Source organism: Viridibacillus sp. NPDC093762, from assembly GCF_050279675.1.
Classification (GTDB): Bacteria; Bacillota; Bacilli; order Bacillales_A; family Planococcaceae; genus Viridibacillus.
In genome coordinates this window covers 95,996-118,817 of record NZ_JBNNUK010000011.1, presented here as the reverse complement: position 1 = coordinate 118,817, position 22,822 = coordinate 95,996, and the positions used below count along the sequence as shown (strand labels likewise).

Annotated in this window: 21 protein-coding genes; 1 reads left to right on the top strand and 20 read right to left on the bottom strand. The window is 35.3% G+C overall.

Going from position 1 to position 22,822, the window contains the following annotated elements; translation table 11 throughout:
- Positions 1-630: 630 nt before the first annotated feature.
- From ACQKM9_RS14540 to ACQKM9_RS14515, 6 genes are all read right to left on the bottom strand, one after another.
- On the bottom strand, positions 631-1,563 hold the full coding sequence (locus tag ACQKM9_RS14540; protein ID WP_427735055.1) for an aldo/keto reductase: 933 nt from the start codon (positions 1,561-1,563) through the stop codon (positions 631-633).
- Between the two features lie 21 nt (positions 1,564-1,584).
- Positions 1,585-2,334 (bottom strand): IclR family transcriptional regulator, encoded by a 750-nt coding sequence (locus tag ACQKM9_RS14535; RefSeq protein ID WP_427735054.1) that lies wholly within the window; start codon positions 2,332-2,334, stop codon positions 1,585-1,587.
- 151 nt (positions 2,335-2,485) lie between these two features.
- Entirely contained in the window at positions 2,486-2,797 is a 312-nt protein-coding gene (locus tag ACQKM9_RS14530; protein ID WP_427735053.1) for a hypothetical protein, read from the bottom strand.
- Between the two features lie 61 nt (positions 2,798-2,858).
- Positions 2,859-4,757 carry a vWA domain-containing protein gene (locus tag ACQKM9_RS14525; RefSeq protein ID WP_427735051.1) on the bottom strand — a complete coding sequence of 633 codons (1,899 nt, stop codon included), beginning with the start codon at positions 4,755-4,757 and terminating at the stop codon, positions 2,859-2,861.
- A 10-nt stretch (positions 4,758-4,767) separates the two neighbouring features.
- Entirely contained in the window at positions 4,768-5,631 is an 864-nt protein-coding gene (locus ACQKM9_RS14520; RefSeq protein WP_427735050.1) for an ATP-binding protein, read from the bottom strand.
- Between the two features lie 84 nt (positions 5,632-5,715).
- Complete coding sequence (locus ACQKM9_RS14515; RefSeq protein WP_427735049.1) at positions 5,716-5,913, bottom strand: DUF6501 family protein; 198 nt, start codon at positions 5,911-5,913, stop codon at positions 5,716-5,718.
- A gap of 847 nt (positions 5,914-6,760) precedes the next feature.
- Between ACQKM9_RS14515 and ACQKM9_RS14510 the strand changes: the two genes are divergently transcribed.
- Complete coding sequence (locus ACQKM9_RS14510; protein ID WP_427735048.1) at positions 6,761-7,171, top strand: GNAT family N-acetyltransferase; 411 nt, start codon at positions 6,761-6,763, stop codon at positions 7,169-7,171.
- A gap of 349 nt (positions 7,172-7,520) precedes the next feature.
- Here ACQKM9_RS14510 and ACQKM9_RS14505 read toward each other — a convergent pair whose 3' ends face one another.
- The 14 genes from ACQKM9_RS14505 to ACQKM9_RS14440 all read right to left on the bottom strand — a co-directional run bounded on the left by ACQKM9_RS14505 (position 7,521) and on the right by ACQKM9_RS14440 (position 22,413).
- Positions 7,521-8,537, bottom strand: coding sequence for an asparaginase (locus ACQKM9_RS14505; RefSeq protein WP_427735047.1), 1,017 nt, complete (start codon positions 8,535-8,537; stop codon positions 7,521-7,523).
- Between the two features lie 35 nt (positions 8,538-8,572).
- Positions 8,573-9,724, bottom strand: a complete 1,152-nt coding sequence (locus ACQKM9_RS14500) for an ROK family protein (protein ID WP_427735046.1) — start codon at positions 9,722-9,724, stop codon at positions 8,573-8,575.
- Positions 9,725-9,808: 84 nt separating this feature from the next.
- A complete protein-coding gene (locus ACQKM9_RS14495; protein WP_427735045.1) occupies positions 9,809-10,702 on the bottom strand; it encodes a sugar phosphate isomerase/epimerase family protein in 894 nt (297 codons plus the stop codon).
- Between the two features lies 1 nt (position 10,703).
- Positions 10,704-11,762 carry a Gfo/Idh/MocA family protein gene (locus tag ACQKM9_RS14490; protein WP_427735044.1) on the bottom strand — a complete coding sequence of 353 codons (1,059 nt, stop codon included), beginning with the start codon at positions 11,760-11,762 and terminating at the stop codon, positions 10,704-10,706.
- A gap of 31 nt (positions 11,763-11,793) precedes the next feature.
- Complete coding sequence (locus ACQKM9_RS14485) at positions 11,794-12,672, bottom strand: sugar phosphate isomerase/epimerase family protein (RefSeq protein ID WP_427735043.1); 879 nt, start codon at positions 12,670-12,672, stop codon at positions 11,794-11,796.
- A gap of 18 nt (positions 12,673-12,690) precedes the next feature.
- Positions 12,691-13,662 (bottom strand): ABC transporter ATP-binding protein, encoded by a 972-nt coding sequence (locus ACQKM9_RS14480; RefSeq protein WP_427735042.1) that lies wholly within the window; start codon positions 13,660-13,662, stop codon positions 12,691-12,693.
- Between the two features lie 5 nt (positions 13,663-13,667).
- Positions 13,668-14,648: an ABC transporter ATP-binding protein gene (locus tag ACQKM9_RS14475; protein ID WP_427735041.1), complete on the bottom strand. Its 981-nt coding sequence runs from the start codon at positions 14,646-14,648 to the stop codon at positions 13,668-13,670.
- A 13-nt stretch (positions 14,649-14,661) separates the two neighbouring features.
- Positions 14,662-15,516 (bottom strand): ABC transporter permease, encoded by an 855-nt coding sequence (locus ACQKM9_RS14470; RefSeq protein ID WP_427735073.1) that lies wholly within the window; start codon positions 15,514-15,516, stop codon positions 14,662-14,664.
- Between the two features lie 54 nt (positions 15,517-15,570).
- Positions 15,571-16,494: a nickel ABC transporter permease gene (gene nikB / locus ACQKM9_RS14465; RefSeq protein WP_427735040.1), complete on the bottom strand. Its 924-nt coding sequence runs from the start codon at positions 16,492-16,494 to the stop codon at positions 15,571-15,573.
- A gap of 120 nt (positions 16,495-16,614) precedes the next feature.
- Positions 16,615-18,201: a glutathione ABC transporter substrate-binding protein gene (locus ACQKM9_RS14460; RefSeq protein WP_427735039.1), complete on the bottom strand. Its 1,587-nt coding sequence runs from the start codon at positions 18,199-18,201 to the stop codon at positions 16,615-16,617.
- Between the two features lie 645 nt (positions 18,202-18,846).
- The gene (locus ACQKM9_RS14455) at positions 18,847-19,029 is read right to left on the bottom strand and encodes a hypothetical protein (RefSeq protein WP_427735038.1); all 183 of its coding nucleotides are present in this window, start codon (positions 19,027-19,029) and stop codon (positions 18,847-18,849) included.
- A gap of 239 nt (positions 19,030-19,268) precedes the next feature.
- Positions 19,269-21,041, bottom strand: a complete 1,773-nt coding sequence (gene recQ / locus ACQKM9_RS14450; RefSeq protein ID WP_427735037.1) for a DNA helicase RecQ — start codon at positions 21,039-21,041, stop codon at positions 19,269-19,271.
- A 257-nt stretch (positions 21,042-21,298) separates the two neighbouring features.
- Complete coding sequence (locus tag ACQKM9_RS14445) at positions 21,299-21,880, bottom strand: DUF3841 domain-containing protein (protein WP_427735036.1); 582 nt, start codon at positions 21,878-21,880, stop codon at positions 21,299-21,301.
- Between the two features lie 98 nt (positions 21,881-21,978).
- The gene (locus tag ACQKM9_RS14440) at positions 21,979-22,413 is read right to left on the bottom strand and encodes a hypothetical protein (RefSeq protein ID WP_427735035.1); all 435 of its coding nucleotides are present in this window, start codon (positions 22,411-22,413) and stop codon (positions 21,979-21,981) included.
- Between the last annotated feature and the right edge of the window lie 409 nt (positions 22,414-22,822).

Below are 22,822 nucleotides of genomic sequence, written 5' to 3'. Positions count from 1 at the left end.
CTGCCTTCTCAACTTTTCAAGCTTTTGTTATACATCTGAAAATATAAATTTAAAATACGGATCATATTCCAAAAATGTAAACAAAATAGATATTTAAGGATAATATTCTCATCTTAACGGAGCTATAACCCCTACAAACATAGAAATTATCGTAATAAATGTACTTAATTCATCCAATATAATATTTTCTCTACCTCTAGAAAATATTGTTACCATTACAAGTACAATAAAGCTAACAAACAATAATACATAATTTTTTTTTCAATTTAACTCACCTACTAATTTTAATTCCCAACAAAATTACTTTACAAAATAGTTTTGTTGTTGCCAATTCCAAAATGCAATCACATGATTTCTTGTTTCCTAAATAACTTCCTGCATGAATGCTACATTTCTATTTTGGTTACGGTTGCAACGTGTTCAGCCATAAGTTCCATACTGTTAAAAATGTCCTTTAAATCCGCAATCCGGTTATAACTATTATTCCTCTTCTTGAGAAAACACCTTTCGAATAAAAGTCAGTAGCTATAGATAAGCCTAAGGTAAAAAATACTTTATAACATAAAAAATCCCACTAACATGATTAATGAAACTGAACACGGGGTAGCTCTGATGCCATACATGTTTATCTTATATAATCTCTTCAATACTAGCTAAATCTTCGGCTGTAAGTTTGATCTCACTTGCTTTTAAGTTTTCTAATAATTGATTTGTTTTTTTCCCACCAGGGATAACTGCTGTTATTCCTTTTTGTGCTAGTAACCACGCAATTGCTAAATTACCAACTGTCGTATCTTTCTTCAAGGCTATTTCTTTTAATCTTTCAACTTTTGTTAAATTAGCTTCAAAATTTCCAGCTTTAAAAAGTTCTACACGATTTCGCCAGTCACAACTATCTAATTTCAAATCTTTTGTATATTTCCCTCCAAGAATACCAAAAGCAAGAGGTCCATATGCAACAACAGCAATTTGTTGCTCGATGCAATATGGTAAAATATCTTCTTCAATAGCACGGTTTAGCATATTGTATTCCAACTGGACAACATCAATATTCCCTGCACTATTAGCTTCTTTTAACTGCTCAAGCGTTACATTGGAAATACCAATTACCCTAATTTTTCCCTCTTGTTTCAATTTCACCAATTCAGTTACTGCTAACTCAAGTGAAGCACCTTGTTCTGGGAAATGGATATAGTAAATATCAATATAGTCTAAACCTAAACGTTTTAAACTAGCCTCACACGCACTTCGTAAATAGTCAGGTGCGTTATTTGAGACTATTTCTCCCTGCTCATTCTGCATTCTCGCACCCTTTGTAGCTAATATGTATTGCTCACGTGGGAAACTTTGAAGTACTTCTCCAACTAATTCTTCTGAACGACCAGGACCATATATATCTGCCGTATCAATGAGTGTAACCCCATTGTTTAATGCTACTTTCACTAATTCTTTTCCATCTTCTTCATTTAAATTTTCGAACAAGTTATGACCACCGACCGCATTCGCGCCTAAACCAATTGTTGAAATGGAAATATCCTGTTTTTTAATTGACGTATAGTTCATCCAAGGTTCCTCCTTTTACATTTAGCGTGATAAGTGAATGAGTTCCTCAGCAACTAGGTGACTGTAACTAATGATTTTTTTTGATAGCTGATTAAATTTTCGACGTGATATATTCTCAGTTGAACCTGAGATTGCAAAGGCCGCTACTACTTCATGATTGATCAAAATCGGTGCTGCGATACAGCGCATACCAATTTCAGTTTCCTCATCATCTATAGCATAACCACGTTTGTTAATCTCTTGAATATGTCTTAAAAATAGATCCTTTTCCTGAAAAGTCTGAGCAGTCATTGGCGTAAAGTCGATGTTATTAATTAAGGCTTTTTGATCTTCATCGGATGAAAAAGCCAATAGTACTTTTCCAATGGCAGAATGATGCACTTTAGATTTTCTCTTCCTTGACTGCACGTCAATCTCAATACCCTCTCTATTGACAATTCGTTTCGTAACAAGTTGCTCATCTTCAATCACTGCAAGATAGACATTCTCTTGTATTTCTTTTACGACCTCAAATGGCGTTTTTAATTCGTACCAAGGAATCTTTTTAGGGTTCACAATGACCGTTTGAAAAAATGCATTATTCACATAGAAATATGCCTTATCTCTCGTGATCAACTTGTATTCTTGTAAAATTGCTAAAATCCGATAAGTTGATGTTGAACTTAATCCAAGTGCATCCCCAATTTCAGTCGCTTTCAATTTTGGATGCTGTTTTAATAACTCCAGCATCCTTAGTCCATTTTGCAATGTTCTCTGCTCTGTTGCCTTCAACTCACTCACCTCACTACATATTTAGCATAAAGATTAATTGAGTAAATAGAAAATAATTATGCTTTTTTTTCGTATATAGGGAAAATACGAGTTTGAATTGAATTTTTCCTGATAACCTTAAGCTTACTGTCGACTATACGCTTAATATGTTTTACTTAAATGGAGAAAATGTAATTGTATAGCTTTCTCCTAACTCATCCCGAAACTGTTCTGTTAGTCTTAAGCCCTCTTTGTTAAATTTAGCGATTAATTCATCAGCATTAGGTAATCTCTTGTCAGTATCCCAATCTATCCATTCTCCATAATTTTCTGACCAACTAGAGAATCCATCAAGTAAATTTATCGATAAATCAAACTCTTCAATCTCAAAATTAGCACGACATTTTCCACACCAAATTGGATCTGTAAAATCCGCCTCTACAATCAAATTGTTAGAAATCTGTGAATTACAATTACAAGTCATCTTGTTCATCCTTTTATATACTTTGCTATTTAAACAATGCATTTTTTTCATTTAACATTCATTATCCAGACTGAATAACAAGTCCAATCATCTTCCTCAACAACCTCAATGTCACATCCGTAAACTTCTCCACACTATCTGCTGCAACAGATTGAGGTCCATAAATCATTCTGAATAACTGCAACTGCTCCTCACTTGGCATATCAGTATTCAAGAATAAATGCATGACATGAATGCCCTTCTTCTCTGCATCCATTACCGCTTCTGCTGTATCAACTATGCCGTTTTGCGCATAGCCAAATGCTGAGGGTTCCCCGTCTGAGAAAACAAGTAGAAATCGATGTTTTTCATCACGAGCTGCTAATCGCTTCAGCATCCAGCGAATTGCAAAGCCATCGCGATTATCTTCATGCGCTTCTAATGCCATAATGGCAGAGCCGCTATCCTTTGCACCGTCCTCTAATTTATGCACCCATTCAAATGTATTTGGCTGTTTTTCTTCTGTTGCTTCGTAGGCATCTTCGTAAAAAGAGACGATTTCATGTGTTATGCCCATTTTACGCAAAACATCATGAAAAAGCAGAACCGCTTGCTTTGTTTCGTCCATTTTATCAATCATAGAAGCCGAGCCATCAACTAATAAACCAAACACTGCATCTAGTGGCTTCGCTGGTGCATTTTTCTTATAAAATGGTTTTGGTCTTTCATCGATTAAAAAGGTTGTTAGTTTGGAGGAAAGTCGACCTTTTGTTAAATGGTCACGTCTAGCAATTTCCTTTTGAGCCATACGCTTTCTAAATTCAGCCATTAATGCCTTTACATAAGGCTCTTGCGTAGTACGCCAAGTGACTAATTCATCCATTGAACCAGCTTCTCGTACCGTTTCAATTCGTTTCTCTTCATAGATGACATTACGATGTTCTTCACCAAAATATTTACCTGCTTGCTTTTTCTCAGGAGGCAATTTTTTTACATCGTCAGTATCATCTTGTTGAACAGAATCCTTTTGTTCTTGTGCTCCGCCAATACCGACTTCGGAAATCTCTGCTCCTTCTCGACCCTCTTCTGCTTCTGTTGACATTGCCTTTCCTTCATTCCCATGCTCTAGTTCATAACGCATATGGACGCCCTCATCAGACTGTGACTCGCGGTGCCAAGTGCGGAATAGCTCTTCAATCGTTTCTTTTGCCTCTTCTTTGTTACCTTGTTCTTGCTCTGTAACGCCTTTATGTTCATTGAACTTCGCTGCTTCTGCTAAAGAATCCATAACAGCATAGTAAGTGTGCATTAAGTCCTTGTCCATATGTTCTGCAATCATTGCCATAACACGATAAACTACCGTAATGCTATCTTCAGTTGAACGAGCGTCATAAAGAGACTGCCAAGTGAATTGTAATGGGTCAAAAAAGTCAGGCATACTAGATGTATCTAATTGCATAGAGCCTTCATGTGCCATGACGAATAAATAATTCAAAGTAGCATCTGCTAAAAAGCCCTTTTGTAAATTAACTTGAAGTTGCTGCTTATGAAATTCCAAATACACTCTACGTCTTACGTTAAATGCCTCACCAGTACCTGGGCGTTCCTTCTCAACCGCATCCATCAAACGAAATTCTTCTGCCATTAAAACAAGTTGCTCAAATAAATGGGCATTAGGTTCTCCGAGTAAATCCTCAAGTAATTCTAAAAAAGGCTGCACTGAAAAATAGCGCCAAAAGCCAGCTGCTAGCAAATAGATGTCAGATAATCGTCCTGCATGCATGATTTCTTTCTCACGATGACGCCAAAAAACACTCATTGACAGTGCTTGCTCTTTTGGACGTAATTCTAACACTTGTCTCTCGGTTAAAGATAAGTATGGTGCATGAGATAGAGCTCGCGTTAATTGCTCATAATGAAGCATCTGGCGTGCATTAATCTGTTCATTATTAAATTGAATAAAGCGATTCATCTGTGACATGCGATCAACCTCACTTCACCCACGTTTTAGCTAATTCCATCACGAGCTCACGTTCACCAATGTCATCCAATTTCTCTGCAACAGCATAGCGAATTGCACGTAGTGGCTCAATATATTGGGCTAATTCAGTAGCGTCCATTAAACTACGGATAGATGCTGCTTCTTCACTTAGTAAGCCATTTTGTACTTGCCCCTTCAAATCCTCCGCTAAATTGTACATCACGTTTTTCAAACTTTGTGGTGCATTCGGGAAAGCACTTTCCCATAAATTCTTCAGTTGCTCACCAGCCAAGTATGGAATGCTGTAGGAAATAAAACGGTTCTTCAGTGCCTCATTCATCGGAGCTGTTCCTATATACCCTTCGTTGATAGCCGATAATACATTAAAATGTGGATGCGCTTGAATCACTTCTCCCGTAAACGGATTTGTTAACATACGTCGATAATCAAGAACACTATGTAAAATCGGCAATGTCTCCGCCTTTGCCATATTGATTTCATCAATATACAGTAAGTGCCCTTCCTTCATCGCTTTGACAACAGGACCTTCCACAAACTCAATAACTGTTTCTCCATCCTTTTGCACGATTGTCTTAAAGCCAAGTAAGCTTTCAGCATCTAAATCAACTGAGCAGTTGATACTATGCATAGGCTGTCCAAAATAAGCAGACACCGATTCAGCTAACTTGGTTTTACCTGAACCCGCTGGCCCTTTTAATAGAACTGGCTTTTGCAAAGCAACACTGATCAAAACATCTTGCCACAAAGTCGGGTCTGGTGAAATATAGCCACCATTTCCTATAAGTAATGCCTGTTCTTCGTTATATACACGAGCAAGACGCTCATTCTTAACTTTTCCAACTAAATCATGCATGTATAGTTCCTCCTTATTGAGCTTACATATGATAAAAAACGACTTTCGCATTTTTTTGCGGAAGCCGTTTTTGTTTAATACTACTTATTCGAAGTACTCTTTGTAAAAGCCACCAATATGTCCTGAATTATCGATAACAAAAATGAATTCTTCTGTTTCATTTTTCACTTCATATTCTTTCCCAACTGTTAGTACATTTGATACAAGGTATTTCTTTGCATCTGTTTGTTTACAAGTAACTGTTTTCAACGTTGGTGCGTCTTTCCATTTTAAATGTAACATGGTATAAACAACCTCTCTTATTAGAAAATCCTTTATCAATACGTAAATAGATTACATTCTCCTATTTTAAACGATTTTCACTGGAATGTGCGAGAAATGCGCATATTTTTTTGAGAAATTGTATCTGAATAATAAAGTTATTTTTAACCACAAACCAATCTTAACGATTTTTATTAGTTAAAGCTTTTCTTATTCACTAAAATTTACCATTTTTCCACAACTAACTAATTGTAATTAAAACCATCTAAAGATATTTTATGTTAAAATGGATTATAATTGAAAAAACATTTAGAAGGAAAGCAAATTGTTATACATAGCTTTGCTTACTAGCATTATTTTACCCTTCATATTGCCCACAATATCAATAAAATTCAACCTTAAATAAAGTAACATAGAAAGGAATATTAGGTATGAAAAAGTCAAAAGACGCTCAAGATTTAATAGATAGTTTAATACCACTGTGAATGATTTTTGGTTGTGCTATCGGTATAATTCTTGGCATATTTTTCAAACCAAGCTTTCTAGTATTTACAGTTAGTTTAGGAACTGGAATAGGCTATTTATTTGGAGTTACTGCTTATGGAATTTATAGTGCGAAAGGAAAATCATAGTTTTAGAATATGAATAACAGAACTATATTACCTTCTATCCCTATATTGATGGTATCACAATTTATATTTGATAATTCAAAAAATTATGATATAATAACTTAATATGGAAAATATTTAATGTAACGAGATATAATGATTAACTAATTATTGAAAGTCTATTCATTTGAAAGGAGGTATAAGACAGTGGATAAATTAAGAAGTGACTCTTCAAACTAAAATTTTGAGGAGGATAATAAATGGAATTAACATTTAAAAATAGTAAAACTATCGATAGTGAACAATTAAAAAATTTATATAACGATGTTGGTTGGACTGCTTATACAAACGATATAGCATTGCTTCAACAAGCATTACTTCAATCTTTAGAGGTCGTATCTGCTTGGGAAGATAACAACTTAGTGGGGTTAATTCGTATAGTTGGTGATGGTTTAACGATAATTTATATCCAGGACATACTTGTGTTAAATGAGTATCAAAACAAAGGAATTGCTTCTCAATTAATACAAGATGTTATTAAAAGATATGAAAGTGTTCGTCAAAAAGTACTATTAACTGAAGAAGCTCCTGATGTAAGACATTTTTATGAAAAACAAGGCTTTCAATCTTGCGATAAAGGCGATTTAGTATCGTTTGCTAAGTTAAATTAGATGGTACTTGTTTAGTATAGTAATAGAAATGTTACAAGAAAGGTAGAGTTGATTCTATAACTCTACCTTTTTATATTTAATCGATGATAAAATTTAACATCAGCTAAAATCATGGATGGACTGCTGCGAAATGATATTCAGCCGTTTTGTGGTATGCTAATACTATATTATTTGTACTTTTAGCACATGGAGGTGTCCTCATGTCCTTTGGTAGCTTACCGGGATGGTTTTTTGTCATCGCTTTTGCCTTCTTCATTATCTTCTTTATCGTTGCAGAATGGAAAACAAGAAAATAACATGACTAAAAGCGATATGAGATGTGGTCTCCTATCGCTTTTTTATTTAACAGTTATATAAATTTGAATTGATTTACTACAAATGCATCTTCGATATGGCCTACATTATCCCCTGCATCATTCTTAATGAAAGGTGGTCGTAATTCTTTTAAGTACTGGATCATGTTCTTATCTTTATAATTTATCTGCTCTAAAATCGAAGCAATTATATTCGGCCACACATCTTCTGAACCATTCATCACCTTTAGCGCAATAGCGATTCTTTCTTCTTTTAAAGCGAAGCAATAAACACCTTGTGCTCCTCCTTTTGCTACAATATTTGAACTTTTCAATAGCGTGCTACATATGAAGTTTTCTGATGCAATCATATTATAATGTCGATTCATAGCTGCAGTTAGTTTAACTACCGCTTTTCTTATTTCGATATCCTCAATCAGATCGGGACAACCTAATTTGAGAAAACAAATGGCAATATTTTTAAGTGGAATTGCAAATACCGGAACTCCACAACCATCAATACCAATTTTAATTTGATCAACTGCCATATCAGATAGTTTGGCAAGTATATGTAGAATTTGTTGTTGTAGAGGATGATCTGGCTTCCAATAGTCATCTACAGAGTAACCTAATTCTCGACAAACCGTGATAAAGCCCATATGTTTGCCCGCACAATTGTGATATAATTTACGCTTTTCTTTACCTTCTCTAATGACTTGCTGTTGTGGACTTTTATTTAATGGATAAGAAGGAGCACAATAAAGCTCCTCTTCTTTTACAGGTAGTTTTGACAGCATACTCTTTAATGCATCTACTTGATAAGATTCTCCTCGATGAGAGGCCATAAACAAAGCACTTTCTTGTTCAGTCAATTGATTCTTTTCGATAATATTCGTCATAAATACAGGAATTGCTTGTATCGGTTTAGCTGCCGAACGTAAGAAAACATATTGCTCTGTATCACCGATATGAAACTCAGTTTGTTGCTGGTCATTTACGCCGCAAATTATACCTGTATGAGTATTTTCAAGCATATTTGCTCGATATTCTTTTATCAAAATATCATAAGTCATTAGCAATCATCCACCTTACAAAGATATTCTTAAACTTATAAATCGAGTAAGACCTTTTGAGCTTGTATAGCAGCTCCCCTTACAACTCCTTCACTACCAAGCTTTGAGTATACAATTTTAAGATTTTGACGAATGGACTGCCATATATAACGGTCACATTTTTCTTCTATAAATTTGCCTATCCCCGGTAGCTCATCAATCAAATGCCCACTTAAAATGATATACTCTGGTTCATACAAACAAGCCATATTACTAACAGCAAGCGCTATATACGTAGTTACCCGGTCCATTATATTACATGCCCATGTCTCCTTTGAACGATAGGCATCATACACTTCTTCTATAGAATTGATTGGTTTTACTTTATTGGCATCAGCAATAATGGCACTTTCAGAAATATACGTTGATAAGCAACCTACTTTTCCACAATGGCATATTACGCCATTAGGATCGATCACTGTATGACCAATTTCTCCAGCATTATTAGAAGTGCCACGGTGTACTTCACCATGAAGTAATATGGCTGCACCTATGCCTGATCCAATGCCTAGTAAAATACAATTATCAGAGTCTATTGATTGCCCTATTGTATTTTCAGCTATTATTTTCATCTTAAGCTCGTTATCAATGATGATATTATGATTCGTTAACTCCTTTAAATCTTCTGCCAGTGGGATATTTTCCCACTGCAGTTGCTCAGAAATTTTAACGATGCCTTTTTCATAATCAATAGAACCTGGTAATCCTACCCCTAAACCGATCACTTTTTTCATCTCTATTTGGTTTTCATTAATGATTTGTAAAGTTTTTTCATGGATATTATTTAATGTCTCTCTATAACTCTCTTGTGATTTTCTCTGGAAAACTTTAAAGTCCACAAACTCTCCTAGAAAATCGACTAAGCCCACTCTAACTATTCGACGATCTAGTTCCACACCTACTGTATATAAGACATCTGGACATAATTCTAACAATGTTGGCTTTCTTCCGATGCTTGTAGATTCAATAAGAGATTCCCGAACAAAACCTTCTTCTTGTAGCTCTTGAACAATTCGCGTGATTGAAGTTGGACTCATTTTCGTTACTTTGGAAAGTTGTATGCGAGAAATTGGTGACATCGCTCTTAATAATTCTAAAACTAATAATCTATTTTGTTTTTTCATCAATAATTGGTCTTGCTTTTCCATAAGACACACTTCCCTGTTCTTAAGTAAAATTCGTGAGAAACATTCCTTATGTTCATAGTAATGGAAATTACTAGAAAAATCACTTTATTGCTTATATTTGCGGATAAATTCTACAGCTTGAGAGATATCTACTTCAGGGACATTCTTAACCTCTCTTTCAATAGTTAAATACCCTGTATAGTTAATCGCTTGTAATGCTTTAAAATAGCTGTCAAAATTAACATTTCCTTGGCCTAAAGGAAGCTCCCTAAAATATTCTCCAGCAGCTACCATTTCAGCAATTTTACGATGATCAACCCCTTCACCGTACCCTACAAAGCCATAGACATCTCTTGGGTCAGTCTTTTTCAACTGCACGCCATCCTTCACATGGGTATGAACAATATAGTCTTGTAGAATTTTCACCCCTGCAACTGGATTATCTCCTGTTACCATAACCATATTGGCTGGATCAAAATTTACTGATACACCATTGGTACTTAGACTATCTAAAAACTGCTTTAAAGTAACAGCTTTCTCAGGTCCAGTTTCAATAGCAAAGTAAGCATCTAGACTTTTCGCGTATTGTCCTAGCTCCTCACATGCTTGCTGTAATGCGTAGTAAATTTCACTATTAGAATCCTCTGGAATGATACCAATATGTGTTGTGACAATATTAGTACCAAGTTCAACTGCCATATCTAGTATTCTTTTTGATTGTTCGACTTTGAGCGCATTGTCTTGTTTGTTTTGAAAACCGTGCCCCCCTAAATCACCGCATAAAGCGGATATCTCTAAATCTATTGATGTTAAATAATTTCTTAATTCTGTTCGAGCTGATGTAGACATATTCTCTGGTGCCATTTCACCCGAAACTGCATAGATTTGAACACCGTCCGCTCCAATTTCTTTCGCTTTTTTTAAACCTTCATAAAGAGGTAATCCAAAGCTATCCACTATAACACCAATTTTATTGGATAGTTGTAATGTTGATGTCATATTAGTAGCGCACCTCACTTTTTGTTTCTGCCGCTTTATAAATGCCTTCTAGAATTTTCATAATTTCAACTCCATCTTCAACAGGTGCTTGTGAAACTACGCCTGTTACACAGCTTTCGATAAATGAATTAATTTCATTTTGAAAAGCATTTTGAAAATCAAAAGTTAAGTGATCAATTTGAGGTTGCATATTCAAAATTGTATCGTTTTCTTCGCTGATAATAACTAGTTCTGGTTCTAATTCTGCCCCGCCTTTTGTGCCAAATAGTTTTACGCCTAATTCATCCTCTTTGGCATGTAATGTATACGACACATCAATTAATAAAGAGGCACCATTTTCAAATGTAATCAATGCATTTGCTAAATCTTCCACAGTATTTTCTGTTTGATCATAATCCGCTGTTTTATAAAAACTTAGATTCTTTATGTTTTTTCGATTCCCTAATTGGTTATACGTATTGCCTGAGATTGATTTTACTTTTGGTCTGCCCATCAAATACCAGCAAATATCGATGATGTGCACCCCGATATCAATTAAAGGGCCGCCACCAGACTTATTGACATCTACAAACCAACCTCCTGGGTTTCCTAGGCGTCTCGTATAAGTCGCCTTTGCATAATAGATATCCCCAAGCTTTCCAGCATCAATAAAGGACTTTAATACTTTTGTATTCGTACCAAATCTTCTCACAAATCCTACCTGAAATACCTTGTTATGCTTATCGGCTTCTTCTTGAATCGCATAAGCTTCTTCTACTGTCATACATAAAGGCTTCTCAACTAAGATGTGTAAATCATGTTTTAATGCTTCTATTGCAATTTCAGCATGGGTTTTGTTCCAAGTACAGATGCTGACCGCGTCAACATTCGTGTCTGAAAATAACTCTTCTAAACTTTTAAATACCTTTTTCGCACCATATTGTTCAGCTTTTTTCTGCGCTCTTTCATACACATAATCATATACACCATATATCGTGACATCTGGATTATTAGCATACGCTTTAAAATGATGGTCAGAAATTGTACCTGTTCCTATTACACAAACATTTATTTTCGACATAATTCCAGCTCCTTTTGATGAGGTTTATCTTTTAGCAATTTGCCTCATGCCATAATCGTTTAACATTATCCATCCCAATTTTCGAGCCAACTTCGCAATCTTCCATGCCTTCAAATTCAATGGTAAGATAACCATCATATCCTGAAGACTTAACAATGTTCATGATTTCACGAATATTAATGTCGCCGTGTCCTACAATTGCACCACGAATGTAATTATCATTTACTGTTCTAAACCATTCGCCTGCTCCTGGATTTTCAAAATAAGGTCTAGTATAAAAATCTTTAAAATGCACTGTAGCAGCGTACGGGATATTTTTCTTTACACCTACTAAAGGTTCTTCATCTATACATAGGAAATTCCCTACATCTAAGGTTGTTTTAAAATTCGGTCTATTTACAGCGTGAATAACTTGTTGTACGCGATCACTCGTTTGAACATTAAAACCATGATTTTCAATCGTTGTTGTGATACCAAACTGTGCTGCATAATCTGCAAGGAGTTGGCTTCCTTTTACAAGTTTATCGAAGTGTTCATTAAAATAATGGATTGTCATATCCTCTTTTGGTAACGTAAAGGCTGTAACATCATGTCGCATGATTTTAATGCCCATTCGATTCACAATATCAACATGTTGCTTTAACCGTTCTACCTCTGCATAAAATGCCTCATCCGTCTCTTGAACAAAATTTGCAGGTAAGGAATACGCTGATAATTCAAGTCCTAGTTGTTGCGCCTTCTCTTTAATTTGATCAGCTAGTTCCGGATTATCTACAACTGTAAATTCATAAGGAACCAGTTCGACGTGCTCTCCACCATTATCTGCAACCCATTGAATAACATCTAATACATCCATGTTTCCTGCTCGCATTTTCTTTACTAAGCTATAAGTACTTAATCCAACTTTCATACCCATCACCTCTTCGATTTATTGGTCTAACAAATGGCAAGCTGCAAAATGATTTTCTTCTTGAAGCTGTTGTCTTTTTGGCTTCTCTTTCTTACAAACATCCTTAGCAAAAGGACATCTTGTATGGAATGTACACCCTGATGGAGGGTTTTTCGGACTTGGTATATCCCCTTTTAGAATGATTTTCTCTTTTCTTAATCTAGGGTTTGCAACTGGTACAGAAGATAATAATGCTTTCGTGTACGGGTGTTGCGGATTTGCAAAAACGATGTCTTTAGGCCCTGATTCTACGATAGCACCTAAATACATGACACCTATATTGTCACTTATATGTTCAACAACACTTAAATCATGTGAGATAAATAAATAAGAAATGGCATACTCCCTTTGTAAATCTTTTAATAGATTTAATATTTGAGATTGGATAGATACGTCCAGGGCAGAAACAGGTTCGTCAGCAATAATGAGCTGTGGCTTCATAATTAAAGCACGTGCAATACCAATTCTTTGTCTTTGTCCACCACTAAACTCATGAGCATATCTTTCAGCGTGATACTCACTTAACCCTACAACTTCTAGGATTTCTAACACCTTTTTCTGACGCTCACTAGTCGATAGATTAGTATGAATAGTCAGCGGTTCAGCTATAATTTCTTTCACTTTCATGCGTGGATTCAATGATCCATACGGGTCTTGGAAAATCATTTGAACCGATTGCCTCATCTGCTTTAATTGCGATTCTTTTTTATTTGAAACTTCCATTCCATTAATCCAAATAGATCCTTCAGTAGGTTCTAATAATCTAGAGATGAGACGACCAGTTGTCGATTTGCCACAACCACTTTCACCAACAAGACTAAATGTCTCGCCTTTTTGGATTTCAAATGACACATCGCTTACTGCTTGAATTGTTTTTTTCTTCTCAAAAAAGCCATTTGACAACTCGAAAGATTTTTTTAGTTTCTCCACTTTTAATATTGTATTTGACATTCGCCTCACCTCGTTTCTAGTTCATATAGCCAACAACTGCATAACCTATCATTCTCTATTGCTAGACAAGCAGGTTCTTGCTCATGGCAAATTGGCATTGCCATATTGCATCTAGGCGCAAATTTACAACCTTTTGGCATATTAGATGGGTTGGGTACGTTTCCTTTTATGGAATCTAATTTATCTTTTTTCTCGCCTAATTTTGGGACAGATGCGATTAACCCCTTACTGTATGGATGCTTAGGATTTTCGAATAAATCATAAACAGATGCCTCTTCAACAACTTTACCTGCATACATGACAACTACTCTGTCACACATCTCCGCTACTACACCTAAATCATGTGTGATTAAAAGGATTGACATTTTTTCATCTTTTTGAAGCTTTTTCATAAGTTCCAATATTTGTGCTTGAATTGTTACATCGAGAGCAGTCGTAGGCTCGTCTGCAATAAGTAGATTGGGATTACATGACATCGCCATAGCAATCATCACACGTTGTCTCATTCCTCCAGAAAGTTGATGAGGATATTCATCTACAATTTCATCTGGCCTTGCAATCCCTACTTTAGTGAGCATTGCAATCGCATGTTCTCTAGCATCACTTTTATTTAACTTTAAGTGCACGCGAATTGGTTCCGTGAGCTGCTTTCCTATTTTCATTACTGGATTTAATGAAGTCATCGGATCTTGGAAAATCATCGCCATTTGCTTGCCGCGCAATTTACGCATTTCATAGTCTGATAGATTGACTAAATTCGAGTCATTGAAATAAATACTTCCATTAGTGATTTCACCTGTAGTCCCTTGAAACAAACGCATGATGGATAATGATGTTAAACTTTTTCCACAGCCAGATTCACCAACAAGACCTAACACTTCACCTTCATTGATATGAAAGTTAACTCCATGCAATATTCTCGTCTTCTGCTTATCCCTCGTAAATTCAGTTTGTAATTCTTCAACCTGAAGTAGTTTTTTAGTCATATCCTGATTCCCCTTAATCGTTCTTCGTTTTCGGATCTAATACATCTCGTAATCCATCACCTATTAAATTAAAAGCAAGAACAGTTAAAAAGATGGCAATCCCAGGTACAATTACTACATGTGAAGCTGTGCCTAAATAATCTCTTCCTGTACTTAACATTACTCCCCACTCCGGTGTTTCAGGACTAGCACCTAAGCCTAAAAAACTTAAACTTGAAGCTGCTAAAATCGCTGTCCCTATTCGCATTGTCACGAAAATGATAAGGCTACTTACAGTTTCCGGGAAAATATGTTTATACATAATACGACGATGTGGCGCCCCCATTGATTTTGCCGCTTCCACATAGGTGTTTTCTTTGGCCTCTAAAGTGGCCCCACGGACAAGTCTAGCAAATGAAGGTATACCAAAAACCGTTACTGCGATAACCACATTATTTAAACCTGGGCCCAGTATTGCCACAATAGCAATTGCTAAAAGCAAGTCTGGAAAAGAAAACAAGACATCACTTGAACGCATTATTATGCGATCCAACCAACCACCAAAATAACCACTCATTAAGCCTAAAATGGTTCCTAGGATCATTCCTAAAAAAACTGAAGCGAAGCTAACGCTCAATGAAATTCTCGTCCCCATGATTAGTCGACTTAATATATCACGGCCATATTCATCAGTTCCTGCTAAATGTGATTTACTAGGAGGTTCTAACAAAGCATCATAATTTGGTTTATATGGATCGAATGGTACGATATAAGGTGCTAAGATAGCTACTAAGATTAGTAATAAAACAAACACACTAGCGATGAATGCTACTTTTTGCTTTCTAAAGTTTTTCCAAAGTTCTTTGACTGGAGAGTATTTTGGTTGCATGATCACTGTTTTTCCATTTTTGTCTATTGGAACACTATTCATAAATACCCTCCTTTAGGACTGAACTTGAATTTTTGGATTTAGAACGCTGTATAATATATCTACTACTAAATTGACAATAATGAATTCAATCGCAAACAGGAGAAGTGCTGACTGAATCACTGGATAATCTCGAAATGCAATTGAATCGATGAGTAAACGACCCATTCCAGGAAAACTAAAGACGGTCTCAACAACAACTGATCCACCTAAAAGGAATCCAAATTGTAAGCCTGCAATCGTTACAACAGGTATTAAAGAATTTCTCAATGCATGTTGTATAATGACAACTGATTCCTTCAATCCTTTCGCACGGCCCGTTCGTATATAGTCTGTCTGCAATGTTTCTAACAAAGATGACCTTGTAAATCTTGCAATCATTGACATAATACCTGCTCCTAACGTCAATGAAGGCAAAATATAACTTTTGAAGCCTTCCGATCCACCAGTTGGAAGAATACCTAGTTGTACAGAAAACAATTGAATCAACAGTAATCCTAGCCAAAACCCCGGTAATGAAATACCAGATACTGCTGTTACCATTCCTAAATAATCTGGCCATTTGTTTTTAAATACAGCTGATAACGCTCCTATCAATAAACCAATAATAGTCGCCCAAATCATCGCAAAAAATGTTAAATAGATAGATGGCATGAAGCGCGATGTAAACATATCGGAGACTGGTAAACCCGTCTTTAATGATGTACCCAAATTTCCTTGTAACAAATTCCCCATATAAGAAATGTATTGTTTCCATATAGGATCATTTAAACCTAACTCTTCTCTAACATTTTGGACATCTTCTAATGTAGCATCCTTACCTGCAACTAACCGCGCAGGATCTCCAGGAATAAAGTGAATAAACAAGAATGACAGTATTGATACTACAATAATTATTGGCAATATTTCTAACACTCGTTTTATGATATATCGAAGCATTTGTTCTCCCTCCATTTAAAAGGTGAATGCCGAAAAAATTCTATAAGTTATTAATCTAGCCATTTTTATAAAGTAAGAAGCTGAAATTTGTTTCAGCCTCTTACCGACTGTCGACATTAATTATTTAAAATTCGCATCTTTTACATTTAATCCTCCAGGTGGATCTACAACAACACCCTCTACATCAGATCGAACACCATACACAATTTCATCGACTCCTAAGAAGATCCACGGTGCATCTTTATAAACGGTTTCTTGCACTTTGCCGTATAATTCTTCTTGTTTTACCTTATCTGAAATAGAGTTGGCTTCATCCATCCATTTATCCACTTCTTTATTGTTATAATAAGCTGTATTTGCACCATTCGGTGGGAAAGATGAGCTATGGAATAATGGTTTTGTCGCATTTGTTATATCTGAGGCATATGAAGCCCAACTCACATACCACATTTGTAATTTTGAATCGTCAGGCGTTTGTGCCCCATAGATTTCATCTGAAAGAGTTCCTTCTTCCATTGACTTAATTTCTACTTTTACGCCAATTTGTTTTAACTGTTGTTGGATGAATTGCATACCCTTCATCGTGTCAGAGTTTGTGTTACCCCAAATCTCGGCTTCAAAGCCATCAGCATAGCCAGCTTCTTTTAATAGTTCTTTTGCTTTTTCAATATTTTGTTTATATGCTTCCTGTTGTTTATAGTAGATGGTTTTAGATGGAATAATTGAATCTAACGGAAGACCTAATCCAAAATTCACGACTTTTATAAATGCATCTTTATCCACTGCATAGTTAAATGCTTGTCGTACTCTTACATCATTAAAAGGCTTTTTATAAGTATTTATTGATACATATCGTGCGATTGTTGAAGGAATTTTGTTTACTTGGATGTCTTTATTCCCTTCAACTTCTTTAATATTTTGAGATGGTACAGGATAAATAACTCCCGCCTCTCCCGTTTTTAACATCGCTACACGTGATCCATTTTCAGGTACTGGTTTAAAGGTAATTTTCTTAACTCGTTCACCTTTCCCCCAATAATCATCAAATCTTTCTATTGATAAATGATCACCTTGAACCCATTCAACAAATTTATAAGCGCCCGTACCTACAGGTTTTTTTGGAATATCTGCTGGATTTTCCTTCACTAATTTAGGGCTAATAATTTTAGCTACCCCGAAACGAGTGAGCATTGGGCTATAGGTTTCCTTTAAAGTAATTATTATTTCGTATTCACTAGGTGTTTCTATTTTTTTAATTAAGCTAAAACCACGTGAATTTAATCGTAAGCTCTTGTCTTTCATAATTCGTGCAAAATTCACTTTAACTGCTTCAGCATTAAAGTCTTCTCCATCATGAAATTTAATACCTTGATGTAATTTAAAAGTATAAACAAGTGCGTCTTCACTTACTGAATAGTCTTCAGCTAGAACATTTATGATTTGACCTTCATCATCAAAACCTAGCAAGCCTTCTAACATAGCCGATTGCACTGAGTTAGAATTCGTATCTCCTGTATTGTGAGGATCCATTGAAATGAAGTTCTCATTTACTGCGACAACCAGTTCTTCTTTCTTTTCAGTAGTCGGCTCTTTCTCCCCTTTGCCTTCACTACTATTTGTTTCTTTCTTGTCATCAGAACATGCAACCATAAAAATGGCGCAAAAAACGACTAACAACAGAGCTTTCCAACCTTTGCTTTGCAGCATTAACCCATCCCCCTTGTTCTCACTAATTCAAAGACTATATCTATTTATAAAGATGTACGATGTCAAAATGAATAGTCATGAATATGTGAGAAATTTTATAAAATAATTTCATAACAGAGCTTATGCTGAGAAAAATGATTTTAACACCATGAAAATAATTATTATATAATTCGGTTATTTCCAAGCGTATTTATATAGATTTTTATATTAATTACTCCATTGGTGAAAAAAACCAAAAAAGCGGGCTCTCCTTTTGAAAGAATAGCCCGCTTCAATGATTAAATGAATGAATCTGCGATTGTATTACGCATAATTATAGAGATAACAGTATTGATAACTACTAAAGAAATGTTTGCAAAAATTGTAATTCCTATTATAGTAACCCTCCTCTTTTTCTGCTAAAGACAAGGGTTTATCCATAAAATTCCCTCTATTATTATAGAAAATATCTATCTATTTATTAAAAAAATATTCTTATATTACTTAATCAACATGTTCTCCTATGTTATATTACCCAAATCCGCACTAATTTAGCTGTATTCTGTTTCTTATTGATTGATTACCAATACAACAAAAAAACAGATTCTTCCATTCTAGAAGAATCTGTTTTAATCTATATAAAACGCCTTTGAAATAGGCATTATTTTAACCAATTAAAGCATGTTTTACTACTTCATAAGCTTGGCAAATTGCATTTTTGTTTTCTGCAGATTCACTTTCTAGCATTCCACATGCAATATCGTATAAATTTGAATCTGCTCCAGAAGCAACAGCATACATTACTTCTTCTTGAAGTTTTTCAACGTAAAATATGATTTTCTGATCCAACATAAAAAACTCCTTTTATTATATTAAATGCACCACCCAAGCCAAAAATGTGTATGGGCTATTGATGTATTATCTTTTTTTATTTTACAACGTCAGACATCTTACTTCTACTATGTTAATTCAATTTTAACATATACTATATCAATTAGTAGACAGCAAATTATTCCTTTATAAATGGAGAGCTTGCATTAAAAACATAAAAAAGAAGTGTCCTTTTTGAGGACACTTCTTTTTCTAAATCATTTTACATTTACTTCAAAATTGATAATAACATCCATAAAAGCAGCACCATATTTCTCTAGCTTGTTTGCTCCTACACCGTTAACTTCTAAAAACTCGTTTGCTGTCTTTGGTCGTTTTGCACACATATCTTGTAATGATTTATCAGAGAAGATAACAAATGGAGGTACATTCGCTTCATCTGCCAATTGTTTTCGAATTATACGTAGTTCTTCAAATAACGGATCATTTTCAGCAATTTGTCTAGTGACAACAACTCCTTTACGTTGCACCTTCACTTTACCGAGGAGTACATCTTTCCCTTTTTCGGAAACAAAAATAGTTGGCATGTTCCCCTGCTTCACAGATAATAAATCATCAGCAATCATGAACTCTATGAAATTGGATACTTCTTTGACCGTCATATTTTTCATAATGCCATATGTGGAAAGCCTATTTAAGCCAAAGCTGATGACTTTTTGGTTTTGAGAGCCAATTAACACTTGAGCAATCATTGTTTTACCGAATTTCTGTCCCATACGGATCACACAACTAAGTACCTTTTGTACATCTTCAGTAACATCAAAAATTTCTCGATCGTCCTTGCAATTTGCACACTTTCCACAAACTTCCGCATTTTCTTCACCAAAATACTTCACAATATATTGCTGAAGGCATTGTTCGGTATGGCAATAATCTGCCATTCCTTGCAATTTAGCGAGTTCTCCAGGAATACGTTCACGGTCTTGTGATTGGTCAATTAAAAAGCGTTGTGTTTGCACATCTTGAGAGGCATACAAAACAACACATTCACTTGGCAATCCATCACGACCTGCCCTCCCTGCTTCCTGATAATAACTTTCCATATTCTTTGGCAATTGATAATGAATGACGTATCTGACGTTGGATTTATCGATACCCATTCCAAAGGCATTTGTTGCAACCATTACTTGTGCTTCATCTTTTAGGAAACGTGTTTGCTCCTGTTGACGGAAAGCCTCTGGTAAACCTGCATGATATTTTGCGACGGAAATACCAGCTTTCATCAACACATCATATACATGATCCACTGCTTTTCTTGTTGCCGCGTATATAATACCGACTTCATTAATATTTTGTTTTACAAAATCTTTAATGTAACGGTCTTTGTCTTGCCCTAAAACAACTGAAAAAGAAAGATTACTACGAGCAAATCCAGTAATAACAGTATTTGCATCCGTTATTTGTAAGATGCGGCAAATATCTTCCCTTACTTCTGGTGTAGCAGTCGCTGTTAGTGCTAAGACAACTGGCTTCTCTTCGAAAACAGTCATCAATCGATTAATAGCGCGATAACTCGGACGGAAATCATGCCCCCATTGTGAAATACAATGCGCTTCGTCTACGGCTATCAATGGTACTCGAATATTCTTTAGCTCAGACAAAAATTGAGGCGATTCTAGTCGTTCAGGAGCGATATATAAAAGCTGATATCTTCCTTCATGTAAGTTTTCCATTGTTTCACGTAATTCACTTGCAGACAATGTACTATTAATAAATGCCGCCGAAATACCGACTTCAAGTAGCGTATCCACTTGGTCTTGCATTAAGGAAATAAGGGGTGAAACAACAATAGTTGTACCCTCTAGTAACAGAGCAGGAATTTGATAACAAATTGACTTACCTCCACCTGTTGGCATTACACACAAGCTCGATTTCTGCTCTAAAACATTCGAAACTATTTGTGCTTGTCCCTCTCGAAAATCGTCATAACCAAAATATTTTCCTAGCAGATGTTGTGCTTCTTCAAACATTCACCTACCCCCTTCAATACGTATATATGTCCTTTCATTGTATCATTTAATAGATTGAAAGGCTTTTAATTAGTCGAAGATACGTAAGGAAGAAAAAACTTTTGATTTCATTTTACTAAAATACACTTATCTCATGAGATTACTATGCGAGAAAAAAAGATCGAGGATTAAAAGTAATAAAATATGATAGAACATTATTAGACTTGTATCTGTATATCTTCAATAAAGCCCGCATCCGTTTTATTTTTCAACTTGCGCTATTTCTTTTTCTTAGGTGGACCGTAAGTATTTCTCTTTGGCCCTTTCGCAACAAAGCGAGTAACTTTTTTCACTTGATCCATGGTAATGCGCGGTGTTACACCTTGTATCCATTCCGGATCAAATGTACCGTTCCATCTCGGGTCTAGATTAGAAAGCTTGTCAAAATCAAAGATCATTTCCCATGATTTTTCAACCCTCTCAGTAGACCATTCATTTTGAAGATGATCTTCCCATTCCTTTTCACTAGTTGTATATGGACCTTCGTTTAATACAAGGTGCCAACTTTCAAAATCAGACCAAAGAATATCTTCATCTGGAATTTCTAATTTAAGAATAACTCCACGGGTTCCTCTAGGTAAAAGAGCCGATTCATTTCTACCAGGACGACGCTTCCATACCCAAACAGGATATTCATCTCCTTCATAGTGAGACAATCGTTTCTTCATCTGTGCAACCATCCAGTCATATTGTCTCTCGAATGAATTTTTGAAATTAAAATTAGCCCTAGATCCCTCATAATACCCTTGCTCTCGCATCATCTTGTATATTGATTCTGGATGTACAGTATAAACTATCATGATTTATTTCCCTTTCTTAATTCGCGTTGTTTATATAAAGGTGATTCAAGTTCAATATTTATTAGCTCCAGAAATATACTAGCTATTAAAAGATTTCATCAAATAAATTGATTCCGTATGACAACGACCATGGTAATAGCAATGATACAAAAAATAATAACACCCACCGTCATAATCGTACCCATAGATGCACCGTACAATTTAAACGGTTCTGGAGGCGCCTCATTTGACGGATCACTCGCTAAAAAATTCGCCACTTCCATCATATGTAAAAAGCGTTCTTGCGAAAAATTATTATGTAATTCAATTTGCTGTTCTGCTAAATAGCTTTGGTTCCATTTTGTTTCCTCTTGTACTAGTATTTTGCCATCATGAGCCTTCCAAATATCTAACTGTTGTTCGTTAATCTTTGTAATGACGTTTGCTAACTCACCGTCACTATCTAGTGGATGATTCATTAGATAAATTCGTAATTGAAGTTGAATCTCGGCTATATCATTACTTGTAAGAATTATTTCGAGTTGAGTAGGCATTTTTGTGTCTCCCTTTTCAAATACTAAGCGCTTACACAATTGTAGTACAGATAGCTCATTTTCGTAATAGGGTTCACTGAATAGCCTTATATATACTTTTTGATGTTATCCTAATCTACTCACAATATACCAATTTGATATACCTTTTTAAACAAATCCCACAACTTGATTCAATTAGTTAATGACTGTCTTAGATGTTATAACAATACGGAAGAATACATCAGCTATAAATAAGATATCGACACATAAAGGCAGCTAAAAGAGAATTATAAAAAAAAAAGTGTTATAAACCACCCTCTTTTAACCACTAAAAATATATATTCAATTGTTATCCGAAAATCTCCTTACAGCTCTCCTGCTATCATAGATTTGAAGGCCCTCCATTTTTGATAGAATTACTTACAACTTA